This is a genomic window from Gilliamella sp. B3801 (assembly GCF_026536645.1).
Taxonomy (GTDB): domain Bacteria; phylum Pseudomonadota; class Gammaproteobacteria; order Enterobacterales; family Orbaceae; genus Gilliamella; species Gilliamella apicola_I.
Window position 1 is genome coordinate 112,301 of sequence record NZ_JAFNNR010000002.1, and the last position, 18,782, is coordinate 131,082.

The following is an 18,782-nucleotide window of genomic DNA, read 5'->3' on the forward strand; positions in this document are numbered from 1 at the left end:
TAAATTCGATGAATAAAGGAAATAAAACCGTTATTGTGACTGGTGCTTCAAGTGGAATTGGTTTTGCGATAGCGAAAGCCTATCTTGAGAGAGGTTTCAATGTCGTTGCCAATGGTCGAGATAAAGCTCGTTTAGAACAAGCAGCGATTAAATTAGGCGAACCTGATAATTTATTACTTGTAGCTGGGGACATTGCAAAGCCGCAAACAGCAGAATTGCTTTTTTCACACGCTACTGCAAGATTTGGTAAAGTCGATATTTTAGTGAATAATGCAGGCATATTTATATCTAAACCCGCCGTTGAGTATACACAAGATGATCTAAACACCCTAATTGATACCAACCTTAAAGGGTTTTTCTACCCTGCTCAGACAGCTGCTAAACATATGATAGCCAATCAGTCAGGACATATCATTAATATTACTGCTGCCATTGCTATGCAACCTAATTTGACTGTACCAGCTTTATTACCGATTATGATCAAAGGCGGTATTAATAGTGCCATTAAAGGTTTAGCATTAGAATTAGCATCAAGCCATGTTATGGTTAACGGTATTGCACCTGGCATTATTGAGACCCCAATGCATCCTACCGATCCCCAAGTTCAAGCAGTGTTAAAATCTATGGCTCCTGTCAATCGGATTGGGCAGGTTCAAGATATTATCAATGCCGTCATGTATTTAACGGATTCTAATTTTGTTACCGGTACAATTATGGTCGTTGACGGTGGCTCAACGGCAGGCAAATGGTAGATAGATTCAGCACTGATGACTTATTCAAACTGCCAGTAAACTGGCAGTATTCACATTTAAATGAAGTTTAGAATCGGTATGAAACACTTGCTTTAAAGTTTCGGGCGAGTCCATAGGTGTTTTCGCCTAAATAAAGTCGATAATCTTTATTAAATAGATTATCAATGGTTAACTTAATTTCGGCTTTAGGCAGAAAAGTCGGTTGCCAACTTGCAAAAAGATTGTGTATTGAATACCCCGACGATCGCCCTAATCCATAAGCGCCCAGATCATTTAATCCGTCATGATTTCTATCTTCTAATCCTGTGCGATCTTGTTTTCGTACAAATTGAGCATTCCACCCTGCTCTCACATTCCAGTCCGGAATTTTAAACCCCGTTGTTAATGTTGCGGTGCGTGGTGCAATCGTTGCGACATAGGTCTTATGATGCATCCATGGTGCTTGTGGTGCTGTATCTCGTTCGCCTTTTTGAATTGAGTAAGTGGCACTTGCAAACCAATATTTACTGTCATAAAACGTTTCAAGTTCAAAACCTTTGACAATCATTTTACCCGGAATATTACGATAATTGGACTGCCCAAGCGGACACGCTTTGCCTGGACCGCATATTGATCCATTGAATCCTCGAGTAACAAAAATCTCATCGGTGACACGCTGTCTAAATAACGTGCTACGAACTTGTAACTTATCATTTTCGAGTATTAAATTATTAAAATCGAGAATATTCCCAATTCGAATTGATAAATTCCGCTCTTTTTTCAAATGACGGCTGGTTGCCGAAATTTTACCGCTTCCTCCATTTTTAGGAGTGAACTGGACTTCATAGTTTTCATCAATTGTTGGTGCTTGCCATGCATAACTGATATCCCCAAAAAATCCGACATTTTGGGTGGTTTGCCAATAGGATCCAAAGCGTGGTGTCCAACCTGAATAGGTCACGGGTGAATAGTCATGACCATAACGAGGATCGGGATCGTTATACGCTGAAGCATAATTCTTTTTACCGTGATTTCGGACATAATCGTATCGAAGGCTGGGTGATAAGACAAAATCACTAATCGAAAGTTCATCTTGAATATAAAAACTATAAGTTTGCTGTTTACCAGAAGGCATGTAAGCCGGTTGGAAATAACCATTGTGATAATTTGGCTTTTTAGCATAATTTTTGTAATACATTAACGTATCACGATCATGTAGATGTGCTTGTAATCCAATTTTTAATGCATTATCGACAGCGCCGGTGTTAAAAATACTGACATTTTCAAGTGCGATAGTTTTATCGGTATAGCTAACCCAACTTTCGTTACCCATTGTCCCTAATGAAGCCACCGGATTGTATTTATTAGGACGAGTATCATGTTGTTTGGTTTTGGAATAAGTGGTGTGTAACGTCAAATTAATTAACGGATTATAAGTTGGCTGATAATTCCATTTAAATTGGGCGGATTCATCTTGTTGATCACGTTTTACCAATTTTCTTAACCATGCTGCTTTATATCCATATTTTTTAATTTGTGCAGCGGTTGGAGGTGTCATTTTTTCGACATATTTGGCAGCCCAAGGTTGCCATGAATCTCGTTTTGAACGTATACCTGATAGAGTAAAAGTGTGTTCTTCATTAGGTCTAAAATTGAGTTTTGCCATGTAGGAATCCATGTCATCTTCCGAAAACTCAAATCTTGAGCCATCGGGGCGTTTAAAATTACCGCTGTCTCGGTTCGTGTAATAAATAAGACCATCAAACATGTCATCTTGTGTTCTACCATAAACTGCACCAGTCACCATATTCTGATGATTGTTTGAATGAAAACTGTATTTGATTAATGCGCCAAGGTATTGATTGGGGTCAAGCAGATCAATCGCATCTTTAGTCTCCATTTTTATCACGCCACCAAAGCCGCCATTTCCAAACTTCACATCGTGTGGACCTTTGTTAACTTCAACTTGTTTAAGAAGTTCTGGTTCAACAAAAATCGATCCTTGTTGATATTTTTGGAATCCTTTTTGTGCACCATCTACAATAATTTTGACATCTTCAACTTTACCAAAACCCCATATATTTAAGGTCTGCCCCCCTGGCCTAACTGAACCAGCAGCACTTACACCGGGTAAAGTATTGAGCAATTCGGCAACATTATCGGATTGGTTTTGTTCTATTAGCCCTGATGAAAGTGTTGATCGTCCCGCAATAACACTATTTATTTTTTTTAATTCATCTTGCGTTGATGAGCCGGCAATGACAGTAATCACATCGTCTATATCGTCACGATTAACCATATTGTTCTTCGTTAATGGTTTATTCGGTTCATCAATATTTTGCTTTGTATCTTTATCTTCAAGCACAGACTCAGCTTGTGAAGAAAAACTCATAAAGAGTAATAAGATACTTACCTTTTTATAACTCATGTTTCATTCCTTCATAAAAAACAATTAAATCATTTAACACATCTCTAAATTTAACCTTACAATTAATAATGATAATCATTATCAAATACAGGTTTGGCAAGTATATTGGGTTTGTCAAAAAATAGACAGAAAAATATGTATAAATTTTGGTTGAAAACGTTAACAAAATTATTTTTATTTAACGGTTAAAACAACCTAGTGTTTTCATGTTTATTATCAGAATAAAGCAACGAAATGGAGAGTGATGTTAAAAACGTCGTATCGATTTGATGTTAATTTTCAGGTTCCCTTTCAGATAAGCAGGAAACCTGAATGAAAAAATTATATCAGTTCAAAATGAGCTTTTTTACTATTGTAAATAGTTTCATTAGATTATTTTTTTCCATTCGTTTTAAGCCCGTTTTAAACTTTGACATTTCATATGCCTATTTTGAGCCTAATTTTATGCCTTGTATTTGCAGACAAGGCATATTGTAATTATTGTGGAATTAGCGACATGACAACTGTTTCGAAAGGCTCAAGAGTGATTAATGCCGTTTTTTCCACACTCGTTGGTTTTTGCGCATAAGCTTCACTGTGATAATCAATGTTGATTTTAAAATGTGAACTTGCCTTTGCCGGCAACTCTAAATCATTTTGTAAATCCAGATAATAAATTTGCTGTTTATCTGACGGATTGCGTAAAGTAATAATGGATTTATCTTGCGTCCATCCCGCCCAACCATATACCCCTAATTTTGTGGGATCTTTACCAATCCAATGGGTATCGAATAAGACGTTTTGGTTATCTCTTGCCCAATTAGCAGCCGATGCTAACGTATCCCAATTGTTTGTTGTCATCAGTTCAGGCGTAATGTACATTTCTTGTAATTGCGTTCCTGTTGCAAAGTAACTCCAAACTTGATCAGCAAAGTCATTTTCGGTTTCTTGTTGCAAATGTTTTGCTTGTTTAGCGTATACAATACCATGCAGCATAAGTGAATTTAATGGAAACAAGGGACCTTTTAAAACAATAGAACGATAGGTTTCCGCATCACGATAAGTTAACCACTGTTGAACTTTACTACCGGGTCCATAATAATTGACATCATCGCCACCTCGCCAGATAGAGTCGGCATAAAATAACCAAGACGGCGTCGCTTGTGTACCAGTTGTTAGATTAATATATAAATGATCATTAGCTTTACGCATATCTTGGATCAAATGGATCGCAGCATCAAAATCACTGGTAAATTGGCTGCCGGCGATCACTTTATCTGCATTACCTGTTCCATCGAGTTTGAACATGGTAATGTTCTGATTTTGGATTAATTCTAAAATTCGTTTATGAAAATTAGCGTAGTATTTAGGGCCTGATAAGGCGAGTTTGCCATCCATTGTTTCATAACCCAGTTTTAATGCATTGGCAACACGAGTATCACGTGGTTTATTGTATCCACCCCAAGGTGACAACCAAATACCCAGCGCGGCGTGATATTTTTCTGATGCGGTTTTTAATTTTTTAAATTCACTCGGAAAATTATCACCAAATCCCCAGTTACCCGTTAAATTATCCCAACCATCATCAAACAGATAACCATCTAGGGTAACATGACGTTTTTCAACTAATTCTTGACCATATTGTTCGATTCGTAACAGTGCTTCCTTTTCAGTATAGGGATTAAAAAATCCGATATCTAGCCAAGAATTATAATGTAAGTACGGGCTATATGGTCGCTGGCGAACTTGATTAATAAATTCATTTACATGGCGTCTTAATTGCCCTTTTTCATAAGTGCCAATATAGGTTTTGTAACTCAAGGTATGATTCACTTGTAACGGGATAGCTTGCGGAATTTTTTGCAACACACCACCTTCATAGGCAACGGTATTGGTCAATGGATTTTCGGGAATGATAAAAAAGGTATCACTAATAATCGGCGAACTGACAACGGAGCCGTAAACAAATGGCGCTTGAGAATGAAATGGCATTATAGAAACGTCTGACATTGAAAGTGCCTGTTTTTTAGGAGTGATTTGCAGTTCATAACTGGCAAAATGTTTATCATCATTGAGAATCAATAGGGTTTGAATCGCAATATCATGACCACTGAAATTTATATAAATTTGATTGTCTTTTTGTTGTAAATTATCTAAGTGAAAATCTTTATCGGTCAATTTTTTCCCCGAATTTAGTGTGATCTCAAATAGCGTATTAACAGTGATTGAATCATTAGTTACGGGATTAGTAATATTAAACGATGTGACGTTTTGTTGATTACCACTATCAGATAGGGTGATTTGGGTATGCTGCCCTGTTAATTGATATTCTTTAGCCCACACCGCATCAACAGACAAACCCAATGCGCTGAGTAACCCTATTGTGATCCAATTTTTGACATACGTTTTCATTACGACCTCCTGATTGATAAAAATTCGACAAAAGAATTGACCGAAACATGAATATCAGTATAGGTATTTGAATGATGATAAATTGTGATCTTGATTGCAGATTACAGGTGGATTGAAATTGTTAAAAAAAGCTTTTATTTGTCTCAAAATGAAAAGCTAATTTGGCTTCATGTTGAAATACAATGCTATTTTTTCCCTAAAATAGAGATAAGATTGTTTGTACCGAGTTCAACAATGAAAGATTGTTGATAATTAGACAGCGAATTTGCTTTTATTATCTGATGTGACAAAGATCGCATTTTTGATAAATACTTGCCAATTTGAATGCGTAGTTCAACAAAAATTCAGTTGTTGTCAATGCTATAATGATTTTAAGTGATAAATTTAAGCAAAATAGTGATATGGATGATAAATCCAAGGTATTTTCCATTTATATGCTGTCAATAAATTAGCTATTTGAACTAAATAATTAATCAAATAATTTGAATTGAATCGAAATACAATGATAACTGTTTGTATCTATTGGCATGAATATTACATTCTTTGAATTTGTTGATTTCTGATATGCTATCTGTTCGTTATTGCCTAATGAATAATGACACTATGCAACAAATCAAAGATAACTTAGAAAAAAATCAGATAGCTATTTATTTTTCTGTGGTAATGATAGCTATTGGTCTGGTATTTTGTTTAGACAACACCTCAATATTCGACATGTTTATCAATCCAGTATTAGCATTCATGTTGTTTGTCACTTTCTTACAAGTTCCTGTGACTGAGATTAAACCGTTTTGGTCTTATAAGCGATTTATGGTGGCATTACTTATAACAAATTTTGTTATTATACCTGTTGGGGTTGGATTATTAGCGCTATTTCTACCTTCCGAGCCTTTCATTAAACTGGGCGTATTACTTGTGTTACTTGCCCCTTGTATTGATTATGTTGTCACTTTTTCTCATCTTGGACGCGCAGATGCCCGTTTATTATTGATGGCAACACCTTTATTATTGTTGTTACAAATGTGTTTACTACCTGTTTACTTAACTTTTATGATTGGCGAACAGGTCAACCAGCTCATTCACCTCCAACCCTTTATCCATGCTTTTATATGGTTAATAGTCATTCCTTTCTGTTTAGCTACCTTAATGCAAGTCTGGGCTGTACGAAATCACACAGGCAAAAAAATGATACATGGGTTAAATATGTTACCCGTTCCAGCCACGGCATTAACGCTTTTTATCGTTATTTTGGCAGTTCTACCTCAGCTGAAAGGTAATTTATCAGTCGTTGTATCCGTTATTCCATTTTATATAATTTTTGCTATTGTCGCCCCTTTAGTTGGATGGTTAGTTGGTCGGTGTTTTCATGTTTCCGTCGCAGGAAGTCGAGCGATAGCTTTTAGTGCAGGTACTCGAAATGCGCTAGTCATTTTACCTTTAGCGTTAGCCATACCTAATGCAATACCTATCCTACCTGCAATTATCGTTACGCAAACACTTATCGAATTAATCAGCGAGCTAGTTTATGTTTATGTTATTGCTAAACTAAAATGATGCTTATAAGACAATGGGCTAAATGCCCATTTCCATTTTTTATTGCTCAATCAATTTTAATTTAGCGATCACAGGAATATGGTCGCTTACAAGCGGCCATTTGATACCATTCCACTCATTGCCATCATTGGGAATAATGAATTGCTCAACTTGCCATATTTGATTTCGACTTGTAAAAATATGATCTAAATCTAATCCAGGATTTCCTGCTGGCCAAGTGCGAGTATCGACATTTTCTTGTTTTACCAAAGTCCAGTATTTTTCAAGCTCTTTAATGACTCTATCATTTTTAACAGAATTAAAATCGCCTAACAATAACATAATTCCAGATACTAAATTAGGAAATTCATCATCTAAGTCCAGATCGTCAAAAACAATACTATTAATAAAACGTGCTTGTGACATTCTTACCTCATCTTCTTCATGCCAATCAAAATGAGTATTAAACACATAAATTGGCGAATCAAAACCCGGCACATTAATTTGACTTAACATCAGGGATCGTTGTTCAAAATCACCAGAGGGTAACAAAAAAGTTTTACTTTTTACTATTGGATATTTAGACAATATGGCATTACCGTAATTACCGCCTTTCATGTCCGTTGCTTTGCCAAACAGATAGTACATGCCCGTTTTTTCTGCTATTACTTTTGCTTGATCAAAGCCATCACTACGTGTGGTATTTTGATCGACTTCTTCAAGAGTTATGATATCCGCATCCATTGCTTTAATCGCGTTAGCAACTAAATCTAAATTAACCTTATGCTTTCTAAGCCCGCCTGCAATGTTGAAATTTGCAATGGTAATTTCTGGTTGATCTTTACCGGTATACACTTTATTCGGCGAATGTTGATATTGTGATATCACTAAATCTTCTGTTGCCAATGCATATGAAAATAACGAAAACAAACCCACTATAATCAGTACTAAACAATTTTTCTTCATATCTTTATCCTACAACTTTTTTGATTTCATCAATTCGAGTTAGATTATTCGAAGCTCTTTTTGATATTAATTGAATTTAAATGGACATGTCGCGATCACAATCACAACTTAATGATTATCATTGGAAAATACTGTCATATAAAAATGACTGATAAAAGCCATGCAGTGATACATGGCTTTCACTATTATGGTTGTGATGATTTATTTTTAATAATCATTTGTACAGGATAATGATCAGAGTAATTATCCGTAAAATCGTCTTTTAAGACTTTAACCTCAATAACGTCGTTTTTTAATGGGGGGGATATATAAATATAATCATAACGCAGCGGTGTTGAAGCTTGATCGTAAAATACTTTGGTTGGCGCTGTCGCAATAAATTCTTTATTTGTAATTTTCAACGCATCAATAAACCCTGCATCCAATAAATTTTGTTGAACGGTATAACTTAATTGTCCATTAATAAGATTTTCTAATATCGGTCTTTGTTTCTGTTTTTCTTTGATATCGTTTAACAGATTACTTTTATCGTAGGTTTCTTTATCCGCAGGTGAAAAAGAGTTTAAATCACCAGCAATAATCCATTTACCATTTGGATCACGGCTATATTTGATAGAATCGATAATTAAGTTCATTTCATCAATTCTTTTTTCTGTCCAAAATGGATTCATATGGGTAATAACAAAATGATAATTGCCAATATCGGCATACAGCGCACCATGCCATAGATTATCCACGACTTTATCAACATTGACTATAGGGTATTTTGACGTAATGGCGACAGGGAAAAAAGCGGCATCATCAGGTTTTTCTTTCAATAATACCGCATATTTATGTCCATAACTTGCGGCAAATTTTTCAAGCTTTTCACGAGTAAAAAAATTCATTTCTTGCCAGGCAATAATATCGGCATCTTGTGCTTTTGCCCATTCGATAAATTTCTGTTTTCCGTCTGTTTCGTCTAATTTCATACCATTATAGACATTGTAACTAATGATTTTAAGGTCTTTCACATCGTCAATTGAAGCAAATACAGTTGAAGTACTTAGGATAAAACTACTGATAATGGCTGCTAATTTTAATTTCCTTTTAATCATAATGATATACCTTTCTTTAATTAAGATTGGTTATTAGTATGAGGTTGATTGTGGTTTAAAAAAATATTTTTTTCTGATTTTTGTGATGTATATCAATATATTTTTATCTAGGTTGATGTTTTTTATGACGAATCAGTCAGCAATCAACGAAGTATTCCTTATAAAAATAGATTTTTTATTGATTATTGTTTGAAAATTAAGACATAAAATGAGTAAAAATTATTTTATGCCTTAACACAAAAAAGACGAAGTTTAATGCTTATATCAACACTTCAATTCCTTTTATTCTTGCAAGATAACAAAATTCAAATCGCTAATTGATTCAAGTGCATCAGCAATATCATTTAATGCTTCACTATAACCATCACAATTTTTGAAAGCTTCGGTGTTGGCATCGATTATTGTTGATTTAAAATCTTTGTAACCTTCACTAAAATCACTTCCTGTTAAGGTTAAAATTTGCTGCCAATTATTGAGTTTTGCTTGAATATCATTACGTCCTTGTTCACAAGCGATAGAATTTAAAGCAATATCAGGAATAGAAAACGTCGGTAATTTGTTTAATTCAGGTGTACGTTCAACAAAACGTACTCTATCTAAAGGTATATCATAATCATCTAATTCTTCTACATATTCTGGCGCAATTTTCCAAAACTCCGCTTCCCGGTATATTTTTTTTATCGTCGAGAATTTGGTAGAGTCCCTGATCGTGATTTTCTCTGGTACAGGTTTGTCAAGATCATATTTCCACCAATATTCGCTTTGATCAATAAATAAGTCATTGGTCACACTAAGAGGTAACTCTATTTCCTTTACCTTTCCATCATACATTATTGATACAGTGGTCATACTTGATTTTTTGGACATTAGTAGCATACCATAATCAGCGGGTTTCATTTTTTCGTCGATAAAATAGAAGTTCATTATTACGTAATTATTTAATGTTGGATTAATGATATTAAGTTCATTCTTTCGATTGGGTTTTACCAGAATATTTAAAGTTTCTTGGTTATAAACTAGAATATGTTTACCAAATTCAAAAGAGTAAGCGATCTTTGAAACTGGAGGAATAACGTGTTCAGTTCCATCAATGGTTACTTTTATTTCGTTCGAAGTTGGATTATCGATCATAGTTTGAATTTTACTTGGTACAAAACAGCCGACTAAAGCCAAACTGCAAACAACAATTAAAAAATATTTAATTTTAGTCATTACTTTTATTTCATTTTATCTTTTTTGGGGATTGCGATTTTACCACAATCATATATAAACACCACGCAAAAATTACAAATATTTCATTTATAATCAATAAGATAAATAAATTAAAAAAAAGAAAAAATTGTAAATATTGGAATGAATATTCTTAATAAAAAATTAAAAAAAATTTTTTAGATTTAAATAATGTTAAGTGAAAAAAATAACGATTTGTTTAATAGAACCTAATGTCACTTTATAACCCTAAAAAACTTAACATAGCATGATTAGCTGTTATTTAATGGGTTGAAAATAACTTTAAAGCAAAATGGAGCGAAGGTAAATTTCAAATGCTGATAAGATTAAATGATTAGATTTGATAATAAAACCAATATCTTTTATCCACCTAAAGATATTGGTTGTTTTTTAACTATCCTATTTTGGCCAAATAAATCGACCTTTAGCGTCCGGATCTTCTTCAATAAATTTTTTAAGTTTATCGGATTGGTAAAGTTGCTTAACGTCATTTGCCCATGCCGTGTTGAGATCTTCTTTTTTAACGACAACCATTAGCTCTAAATTGGGGGATAATTCTTCTTGAATTAATATATTATCAGCTGGTACTTTACTCAACCATGCCACACCGCCTGGCATAATTGCGTAATCAACTTCGCCGAGTACTCGCGGAATAATTTCTGATAAAAGCGTTTTAAATTTTAAATTATAGCTGTTTTCTATAATATCATTTAAGGTGATTATGCCTGATTGTGTGTCTGGTTTAAGCTTGATCCAACCTATTTTTTGTAACAACAATAATGATCGAGAAGTGTTGGAGGGATCATTCGGGATTGCAATGATTTGATTGGATGCAATATCATTGATTGAATGATGTTTCTGTGAAAATAGAGCGGCAGATATGGAAGGAATGTGTACTAAAGAGACAAGGTCGTTATGGGTCTCTTTGTTATAGACATCAAGATAATCTTGATGCTGTGCAGCATTCATATCAATACTCCCTTCAACCAGCGCGGTATTGGCATCCCGCAAAGAACTAAAATTGACCAGTTTGACGCTGTAGCCTTTTTTTTCTAATTCGGGCTTAACCACTCGCTCCATTAAAATGTTGTGCATACTAGGGGGTAATCCAACTATGATCTCTTTTTTGTCTGATTGTTTTATGTCCTTGCTTTTGTCTGTGTCACAACCTATCAACACGAGCCCCAATAATATTAAGGTAGGTAAATATAAATATTTTTTCATTATCATTCCTTCTGGATTGTGTTTGCAATATTTACAAAATATAACTCTTTGTTAATGTGTGTTATTTTTATAACGATAGGATATTTAGGATTATAATTATCAAGCTTTCATATTGATAATACTTAAAGTTTATATCATTATTCGATTAAGATATATAAATTTTCTGTTTAATCGCTGATCTATTTGTGGTTAAATATATTCATCATTCAGGACGTTCAAATAAATATAAAGGATTAAAAAGCATGAAAATATATATAATCCCCCTCATCTATAGTTGCTTACTATTGACTTTGTTAGGATGTGATAATAAGCAAAGCGATTCTAAAATCATCATCAATAATTATATTAATAATGGTCAATATGATGTTGCTCCTCACTCAAAACTGATTAAAAAGCAGCGGTTTGAAGGAAGTTATTTTGGTACGATTGAAACGAACGCAGATGGTTTGATCACCTTTTACAATTTGAACGATAAAAAAGTCTATTTTGATTATCAGCAGTCACAATATATGATCAAAAATCAGGAACTTTCAAAATACAAAATTAATGTTGATGATAAACAAAACATTGTTTCGATAACTGACTCATCCGGCAACGAAGTTATCCGCTCAACCTATGACGAACAAGGACGAGTTGTGAAACTTGAAAACAGCATTATTGGTGGTTCCAATTATCTATTTATTAATCAAATTACTTATAAAAATGAATTAGTTGTTGAAAGAGACTATGAAATTTTTGATAAAACAGATGAAGCAAATATCGTTCCACTTTACCTCAATAAAAAGCAATACTTTTATAATGCAGAGAAGCAGCTCATTAATAGCGTCGAACATGCTTTTATTGCTCAAAATGGTCAATATGAAAGCAATGAACACAATCAATTAATCCCCACAGAGCAATTAAACTGCGTTTACGATGATCCTAACCAGTATGGTGATTGGACAAAATTATATTGTTTAAACGAACAAGAAGAAACAAAGCGATTTATTTTACGCTCTTTCGAATACTATGACTAATGAAGGAAACAGCAATGAAAAGGATCATTTTCGTATGTGGTTTATCAATCATTCTATTTGGTTGCAATAAAAATGAAAAACTGAGTAATGTTGAGCTCACTAACAACTATTTATTGTTTAGTAGTGTTGAGAATATTCCGTATTCAAAACTGATTAGGCAACAAAAGATTATTGGCAGCGATCGCCAACAATATCTATCAGATGATAAAGGTTTCATTGTCTCAGTTGATATTGATCATGTGAAGATCACAAACGACTATACGACGAAAAAAAGCCATTTTTCGATAGATAATCAATATGATTTGGATTTAAATATGGATTTCGATGATAAGCAGAATCTTTTGCATTTAGAAGATTTAGCCAAAAAGATCGAATGGTCTTCAACTTATGATGATCAAAATAGAATAATAAAAATCGAGCGTATTTCCAATCCATCGACGATCAGTGATATTCAGTATGAAAATGGAAATATTTCTCGAATTGTTAATACTTATATCTTAAAAATGGATTTAGCCAATGTTTACACGTCAAGCGAAGAAAAGATATTTTTATATAACGACAAAAATCAATTAGATAAAGTTATCATTAAATTTTTTGATGACAAAGAGTTCAAACCAACAGAGACAAAAAGATGTTCCTTTTATGGATATAATGAACAAGGTGATTGGACGAAGTCATATTGTTTAAAAATGAATGAGAATTTTACTTATTTTAATTCACGAAAAATTGACTATTAAAAGTGTGCAAATAAGCTAATTTAATATGATTCTCCCTAATACTGGATAATGCTATTAAGGAGAATTGACCTACTTGCTCACTTATAATGCGCCTACAATTCGATGCGGAATATATAACTCTTCAAGATAAGTGATATCCTCTGGGGTTAACAAGACGTTTAACGACCCAACTGCATCATCTAAGTACCTCGTTTTTGTCGCACCAATAATCGGTGAGGTAACGCCTTTCGCAAACTGCCATGCTAATGCAATTTGAGTCATTGTTACGCCATATTTTTCAGCAAGTTCATGTACTCTTTTTACTATATTGGTATCGGTTTCTTGAGTACTATCATATTTTTCGATAGCGGTTTTATCCGTTTTACTACGTAACGTATCAGTCGTCCACTCTAATCGAGCAAGACGACCAGCAGCTAAAGGACTATAGGGTGTTAATGAAACATTAAATTGTTTACAAATTGGAATTAATTCTCTTTCATCTTCACGATACAATAAATTATAGTGATTTTGCATCGAGACAAATTTCGTCCAACCGTTTTGCTCAGCAGCAAGTTGCATGTTATAAAATTGGTAGCCATACATCGCAGAAGCACCTAGTGCTCGAACTTTTCCAACTTGAACCAACTTATGTAATGCTTCCATTGTTTCTGTAATTGGTGTGGTATAGTCAAAACGATGTATAATATATAAATCGATATAATCCGTACCTAATCGTTTAAGTGATCCGTCTATCTCTTTTTCAATTGCCCCTTTTGATAAGTGACCGTCATTAAAATAGACTTTGGTGGCTAAAATAACTTTATCACGAGCAATATTTTTTTTGATTGCTTGACCTAAATACGTTTCACTGGTTCCTGCTGAATAAATATTGGCTGTATCAATAAAATTGATACCCAAATTTAACGCATGCTGAATGATCGCTTCACTCTCACTTGGATTAAGTGTCCATGCATGCATTTTACTGGCAGGATCGCCAAAACTCATACAGCCCAAACAAAATCGTGACACTTCAATATCGGTATTGCCTAGTTTTACATATTCCATCATATCCCCTCTTTTTCCCAACCTAATTGTAATAGTGAGCATTGAACATTGTTAAATTTATTCTAAAACGGAATGTCATTGAGATAAACCAGCGATTCTTTTATAGTATCATGAATTAAATTCATCAATATGGTCAATATGCATAACTTTAATGAGCTAAATTATTTTATTATTATCGCTGAAGCAAAGAGTTTTGTTAAAGCGGCTAAATCGTTAGGTGTTTCATCCTCTGCACTCAGTCATAGTATGCGAAATTTAGAAACACGCCTTAATTTAAGACTTTTTAATCGTACTACGCGCAGTATGTCTCTTACCGAAGCTGGTGAGCAGCTTTACAAACAATTAGCCCCATTATATCAATCAATTAATGACGAAGTCAGCGCATTAGGACAGTTTCTTAATACACCTTCCGGAACAATTCGAATCAATGCCGCGAGCCTTGCGGTTGAAAGTATTATTTATCCTAAATTAATACCTTTATTAAAAAATTATCCTCAAGTAAAAATAGAAATTGTTTGCGATAATAATTGGGTTGATATTGTTAAGCAAGGATTTGATATGGGTTGTCGTATTGGTGATGATCTTCCTAAAGAAATGATTGCGGTAAAAATTTCAGAACCTTTAACAATGGCTTTAGTGGCAAGCCCCAATTATCTTAAAAATAGAATGATTCCTAAATGTATTAAAGATTTGGATCAGCATCAACTAATTGGTTTTCGCATTTCAGCCCAGCACGCAACAGAATTAACATGGGAATTTACGGATCAAGGACACATCATTAAGTACCAACCTTCATCCCAATTTGCGATTAACAATCATTTACGCAAACAGGCTGCATTAGATGGTTTAGGCATTACCTGGATGGGTAGACCCAATGTTGAAAAACAACTAGCTGAAGGCAGTTTGATAGAATTATTAACAGAATTTGCTATTACTTACGAACCCTTTTACATTTATTACCCTAGCCGAAAAGGACATTCAAATGTATTTAAATTAGTATTAAATGCATTGAAATACGAATGATTCAATGAGTTGTGGTATCCAATTCCATAATGCATCTTGTACCCATTTGTTGTCCTATTTAAGTCATAAACATATTACGTCAATAGACTAATGATAAAATAAGCGTGAGTTTAAAATGCTCAACCTTATTGATCAGATCAATATATGATCAAAAACAACTCATTTTTTAGTAATGTAATGATCATTATTGCACATTTTATGCACTTTCTTTACTTATTTATGTTATTTGCTTAATTAAATTTAATCAATTAAATTTAATTAGTTAATCATTAATTTCACTATACAGACTACTTTTTCAACTGAATTCAACTCATGCAAACATGATTATTTATCATTTGTCAGCCGTGAGTGCATAAAATCTAATATCCCCCCTACTTTTTAATTGAACAGGAGCTCTTGATGGATTCACAAATATGGGTTTTAGGTGTGTTGATTAGTAGTATTTTGTTAATAGTTATCAGTATTGTAAAATTGAAGCTTCATCCTTTTTTAGCCCTGCTATTATCGAGTTTTTACGTAGGCATATTAATGGGCATGAAACCATTAACAATGATAAGTGCAATTGAAGATGGTATCGGTGGAACACTTGGTTTTTTGGCTGCCGTAATTGGTTTAGGTACGATTCTAGGCAAAATGATGGAAGTATCCGGTGCAGCAGAACGCATAGGGATAACTTTGCAAAAATGTCGTTGGTTATCTCCCGAAGTCATCATGGTATTAGTGGGTTTAATTTGTGGTATCACCCTATTTGTTGAAGTAGGCGTAGTGCTTCTTATTCCTTTAGCTTTTTCAATAGCCAAAAAAACGCAGACTTCGCTATTAATGTTAGCTATTCCATTATGTACCGCTTTAATGGCTGTGCATTGTATTGTTCCTCCTCATCCCGCCGCATTATATGTTACTAATGCTTTAGGGGCAGATATTGGTAGTGTGATTTTATATGGCTTATTAATTGGACTTATTGCCTCATTAGTGGGGGGGCCCATTTTTTTAAGAATCATTAAAAATAAGATGCCATTTAAAAAAGTCCCTGAAGAGTTTTCTGATTTAAAAGTGCGTACCGAAGACGAATTACCTTCCTTAGCTGCTACGCTGTTTACAGTATTATTACCCATAATATTAATGCTGATCAAAACCACAGCAGAGTTAAATATTGATAAGACTACGTCCTTGTATGCAACGCTGGAATTTATTGGAAACCCTATTACTGCAATGTTTATTGGTGCATTTGTCGCTTATTATGTTTTAGGTCTTAGACGCAATATAGGAATGAGTAAATTATTAAATCATACCGAAAATTGCTTTTCATCTATTGCTAATATTCTGCTAATCATCGGAGCTGGAGGCGCATTTAACAGTATTTTAAAAACCAGTGGATTAAGTGATAGTTTAGCCAATATATTATCGCAATTAGATATGCATCCGATCTTATTAGCTTGGCTCGTCGCCATTATTTTGCATGCTGCGGTCGGTTCTGCAACGGTTGCTATGATGGGAGCCACAGCGATCGTATCACCTATGCTTAGCATGTATCCTAATGTCAGTCCCGAAATTATCACATTAGCAATTGGCTCAGGTGCAATTGGTTGTACAATTGTGACCGATTCATTATTTTGGCTGGTTAAACAATATTGTGGCGCAACAATGACCGAAATCTTCAAATATTATACCAGTGCTACTTTTATCGCTTCTGTCGTTGCATTACTTTGCACATTTTTATTATCAGGTATGATTTAATCATTCAACATAAGGAGTCAAAATGAATCAAATCGAAATTGAATGTCTTATTAAAGATAATCCTTTAGTTGATAAACTGATTAAACTTGAACCCTGTTACTGGTTTAATCCTAATATTACAACATTAGAAATAGGATTAAATTATGTGGGACTTGATCAACAAGATATTGCCGAGGCAAGCAATCGCTTAAAACGATTTGCCCCTTATTTAGCCATTGCTTTTCCAGAAACTTTAGCAACAAAAGGCATTATTGAATCTGATGTAGTTGAAATAGATCATATGAAAACAGCCTTAGAAGCACGTTACAATCAAAATATTGCTGGTAAGTTACTGTTGAAAAAAGATAGCCACTTACCTATTTCTGGCTCAATAAAAGCACGCGGAGGTATCTACGAGGTTTTAACGCATGCAGAAAAATTAGCCATTGAGCAAGGTTTATTATCTTATGAAGATAACTACAGCAAACTGTTTTCTGATGAATTTAAACAGTTTTTCAACCAATATAGTATTGCGGTAGGATCAACGGGTAATCTTGGCTTATCGATTGGTATCATGAGCGCCAAATTGGGCTTTAATGTTAGTGTTCATATGTCAGCTGATGCAAGAGAATGGAAAAAACAGAAGTTACGTTCTCATGGTGTGAATGTGATCGAATATGAAGATGACTACAGCGTCGCTGTCGAGCAAGGTCGCAAAGCCGCTGAGTCGGATCCTAGCTGTTTTTTTATCGATGATGAAAATTCTAAAACCCTTTTTTTGGGTTATTCCGTTGCTGGCGAACGTCTAAAACAACAATTTGACCAAATGGGTATTGTCGTTAACCGTGAAAATCCCTTATTTGTTTATTTACCTTGTGGTGTAGGCGGCGGACCTGGCGGTGTAGCTTTTGGTTTAAAAATGGCGTTTGGTGATCATGTCCATTGTATCTTTGCTGAACCCACCCACTCGCCTTGCATGTTTTTAGGTGTTTATACCGGTTTACACGATAAGATTTCAGTGCAAGATATCGGTATTGATAATCTAACCGCGGCAGATGGTCTGGCGGTAGGACGCGCATCAGGCTTTGTCGGTCGTGCAATGGAACGTTTGTTAGACGGTTATTATACGTTGTCAGACCAAGAGATGTATGATTTATTATCTTTACTCAATCAAACCGAAAATATTCAATTAGAACCTTCGGCTCTTGCTGGTATGAAAGGCGCTATCATAGTAAATCACGATTTACAGTATCAGCAACGTCTGCAATTAACACCGCAACAACTACAACATGCTACTCATCTGGTTTGGGCAACAGGTGGCGGGATGGTACCAGCAGAGGAGATGCAAAAATATCTTAATGCCGGCGCCAACTAACTAACCATGGCAGATAAATATCAAATGATGATATTTATCTGTCATGAAACGCATGCTTATTATTCTTTAACACATCAACATTATTTTATTCACAGTGAAATAAAACGAGAGCCTAGCGACTTAATCTAAGCGATGATAACAGATAACAGCGTTTAATAAACGCATATAAGCTGACATTGTGGCACGATATTCTGGATTTGGTGATAGATCGGCATGATAAAATAAAATCCAAATCACTTAGATATTCCTTATCATGTGAGCGAATAAAGAT

General features: G+C 34.4%; 14 protein-coding genes. 7 read left to right on the top strand and 7 right to left on the bottom strand.

Annotated elements, in window-relative coordinates:
• Nucleotides 1–8: 8 nt before the first annotated feature.
• Entirely contained in the window at nucleotides 9–752 is a 744-nt protein-coding gene (locus tag J3U14_RS01910) for an SDR family NAD(P)-dependent oxidoreductase (RefSeq protein WP_267350866.1), read from the top strand.
• Between the two features lie 67 nt (nucleotides 753–819).
• On the opposite strand, the gene J3U14_RS01915 is transcribed toward J3U14_RS01910, so the two are convergent.
• Nucleotides 820–3,159 carry a TonB-dependent hemoglobin/transferrin/lactoferrin family receptor gene (locus J3U14_RS01915; RefSeq protein WP_267350865.1) on the bottom strand — a complete coding sequence of 780 codons (2,340 nt, stop codon included), beginning with the start codon at nucleotides 3,157–3,159 and terminating at the stop codon, nucleotides 820–822.
• Nucleotides 3,160–3,636: 477 nt separating this feature from the next.
• A complete protein-coding gene (locus J3U14_RS01920) occupies nucleotides 3,637–5,550 on the bottom strand; it encodes an enterotoxin (RefSeq protein ID WP_324169812.1) in 1,914 nt (637 codons plus the stop codon).
• Between the two features lie 603 nt (nucleotides 5,551–6,153).
• Here J3U14_RS01920 and J3U14_RS01925 point away from each other — a divergent pair.
• On the top strand, nucleotides 6,154–7,104 hold the full coding sequence (locus J3U14_RS01925) for a hypothetical protein (protein WP_267350864.1): 951 nt from the start codon (nucleotides 6,154–6,156) through the stop codon (nucleotides 7,102–7,104).
• A 39-nt stretch (nucleotides 7,105–7,143) separates the two neighbouring features.
• On the opposite strand, the gene J3U14_RS01930 is transcribed toward J3U14_RS01925, so the two are convergent.
• The 4 genes from J3U14_RS01930 to J3U14_RS01945 form a co-directional block, all read right to left on the bottom strand.
• Nucleotides 7,144–8,049 carry an endonuclease/exonuclease/phosphatase family protein gene (locus J3U14_RS01930; protein WP_267350863.1) on the bottom strand — a complete coding sequence of 302 codons (906 nt, stop codon included), beginning with the start codon at nucleotides 8,047–8,049 and terminating at the stop codon, nucleotides 7,144–7,146.
• Between the two features lie 185 nt (nucleotides 8,050–8,234).
• A complete protein-coding gene (locus J3U14_RS01935; RefSeq protein WP_267350862.1) occupies nucleotides 8,235–9,146 on the bottom strand; it encodes an endonuclease/exonuclease/phosphatase family protein in 912 nt (303 codons plus the stop codon).
• Nucleotides 9,147–9,428: 282 nt separating this feature from the next.
• Nucleotides 9,429–10,358: a hypothetical protein gene (locus J3U14_RS01940; RefSeq protein WP_267350861.1), complete on the bottom strand. Its 930-nt coding sequence runs from the start codon at nucleotides 10,356–10,358 to the stop codon at nucleotides 9,429–9,431.
• 417 nt (nucleotides 10,359–10,775) lie between these two features.
• Entirely contained in the window at nucleotides 10,776–11,600 is an 825-nt protein-coding gene (locus J3U14_RS01945; RefSeq protein ID WP_267350859.1) for a MetQ/NlpA family ABC transporter substrate-binding protein, read from the bottom strand.
• Between the two features lie 242 nt (nucleotides 11,601–11,842).
• Here J3U14_RS01945 and J3U14_RS01950 point away from each other — a divergent pair, with 242 nt between their 5' ends.
• Nucleotides 11,843–12,616: an RHS repeat domain-containing protein gene (locus tag J3U14_RS01950; RefSeq protein WP_267350857.1), complete on the top strand. Its 774-nt coding sequence runs from the start codon at nucleotides 11,843–11,845 to the stop codon at nucleotides 12,614–12,616.
• Between the two features lie 14 nt (nucleotides 12,617–12,630).
• Complete coding sequence (locus tag J3U14_RS01955) at nucleotides 12,631–13,353, top strand: hypothetical protein (protein WP_267350855.1); 723 nt, start codon at nucleotides 12,631–12,633, stop codon at nucleotides 13,351–13,353.
• 81 nt (nucleotides 13,354–13,434) lie between these two features.
• Here the strand turns inward: J3U14_RS01955 and J3U14_RS01960 are convergent, their stop codons facing one another.
• Nucleotides 13,435–14,397, bottom strand: a complete 963-nt coding sequence (locus J3U14_RS01960; RefSeq protein WP_416380145.1) for an aldo/keto reductase — start codon at nucleotides 14,395–14,397, stop codon at nucleotides 13,435–13,437.
• Between the two features lie 138 nt (nucleotides 14,398–14,535).
• On the opposite strand from J3U14_RS01960, the gene J3U14_RS01965 reads away from it, so the two are divergent.
• The 3 genes from J3U14_RS01965 to dsdA all read left to right on the top strand — a co-directional run bounded on the left by J3U14_RS01965 (nucleotide 14,536) and on the right by dsdA (nucleotide 18,511).
• Nucleotides 14,536–15,420, top strand: coding sequence for a LysR family transcriptional regulator (locus J3U14_RS01965; RefSeq protein ID WP_267350851.1), 885 nt, complete (start codon nucleotides 14,536–14,538; stop codon nucleotides 15,418–15,420).
• A 399-nt stretch (nucleotides 15,421–15,819) separates the two neighbouring features.
• Nucleotides 15,820–17,157 carry a D-serine transporter DsdX gene (gene dsdX, locus J3U14_RS01970; protein WP_267350849.1) on the top strand — a complete coding sequence of 446 codons (1,338 nt, stop codon included), beginning with the start codon at nucleotides 15,820–15,822 and terminating at the stop codon, nucleotides 17,155–17,157.
• A gap of 22 nt (nucleotides 17,158–17,179) precedes the next feature.
• The gene (gene dsdA, locus J3U14_RS01975) at nucleotides 17,180–18,511 is read left to right on the top strand and encodes a D-serine ammonia-lyase (protein ID WP_267350847.1); all 1,332 of its coding nucleotides are present in this window, start codon (nucleotides 17,180–17,182) and stop codon (nucleotides 18,509–18,511) included.
• The last annotated feature ends 271 nt before the right edge of the window (nucleotides 18,512–18,782 follow it).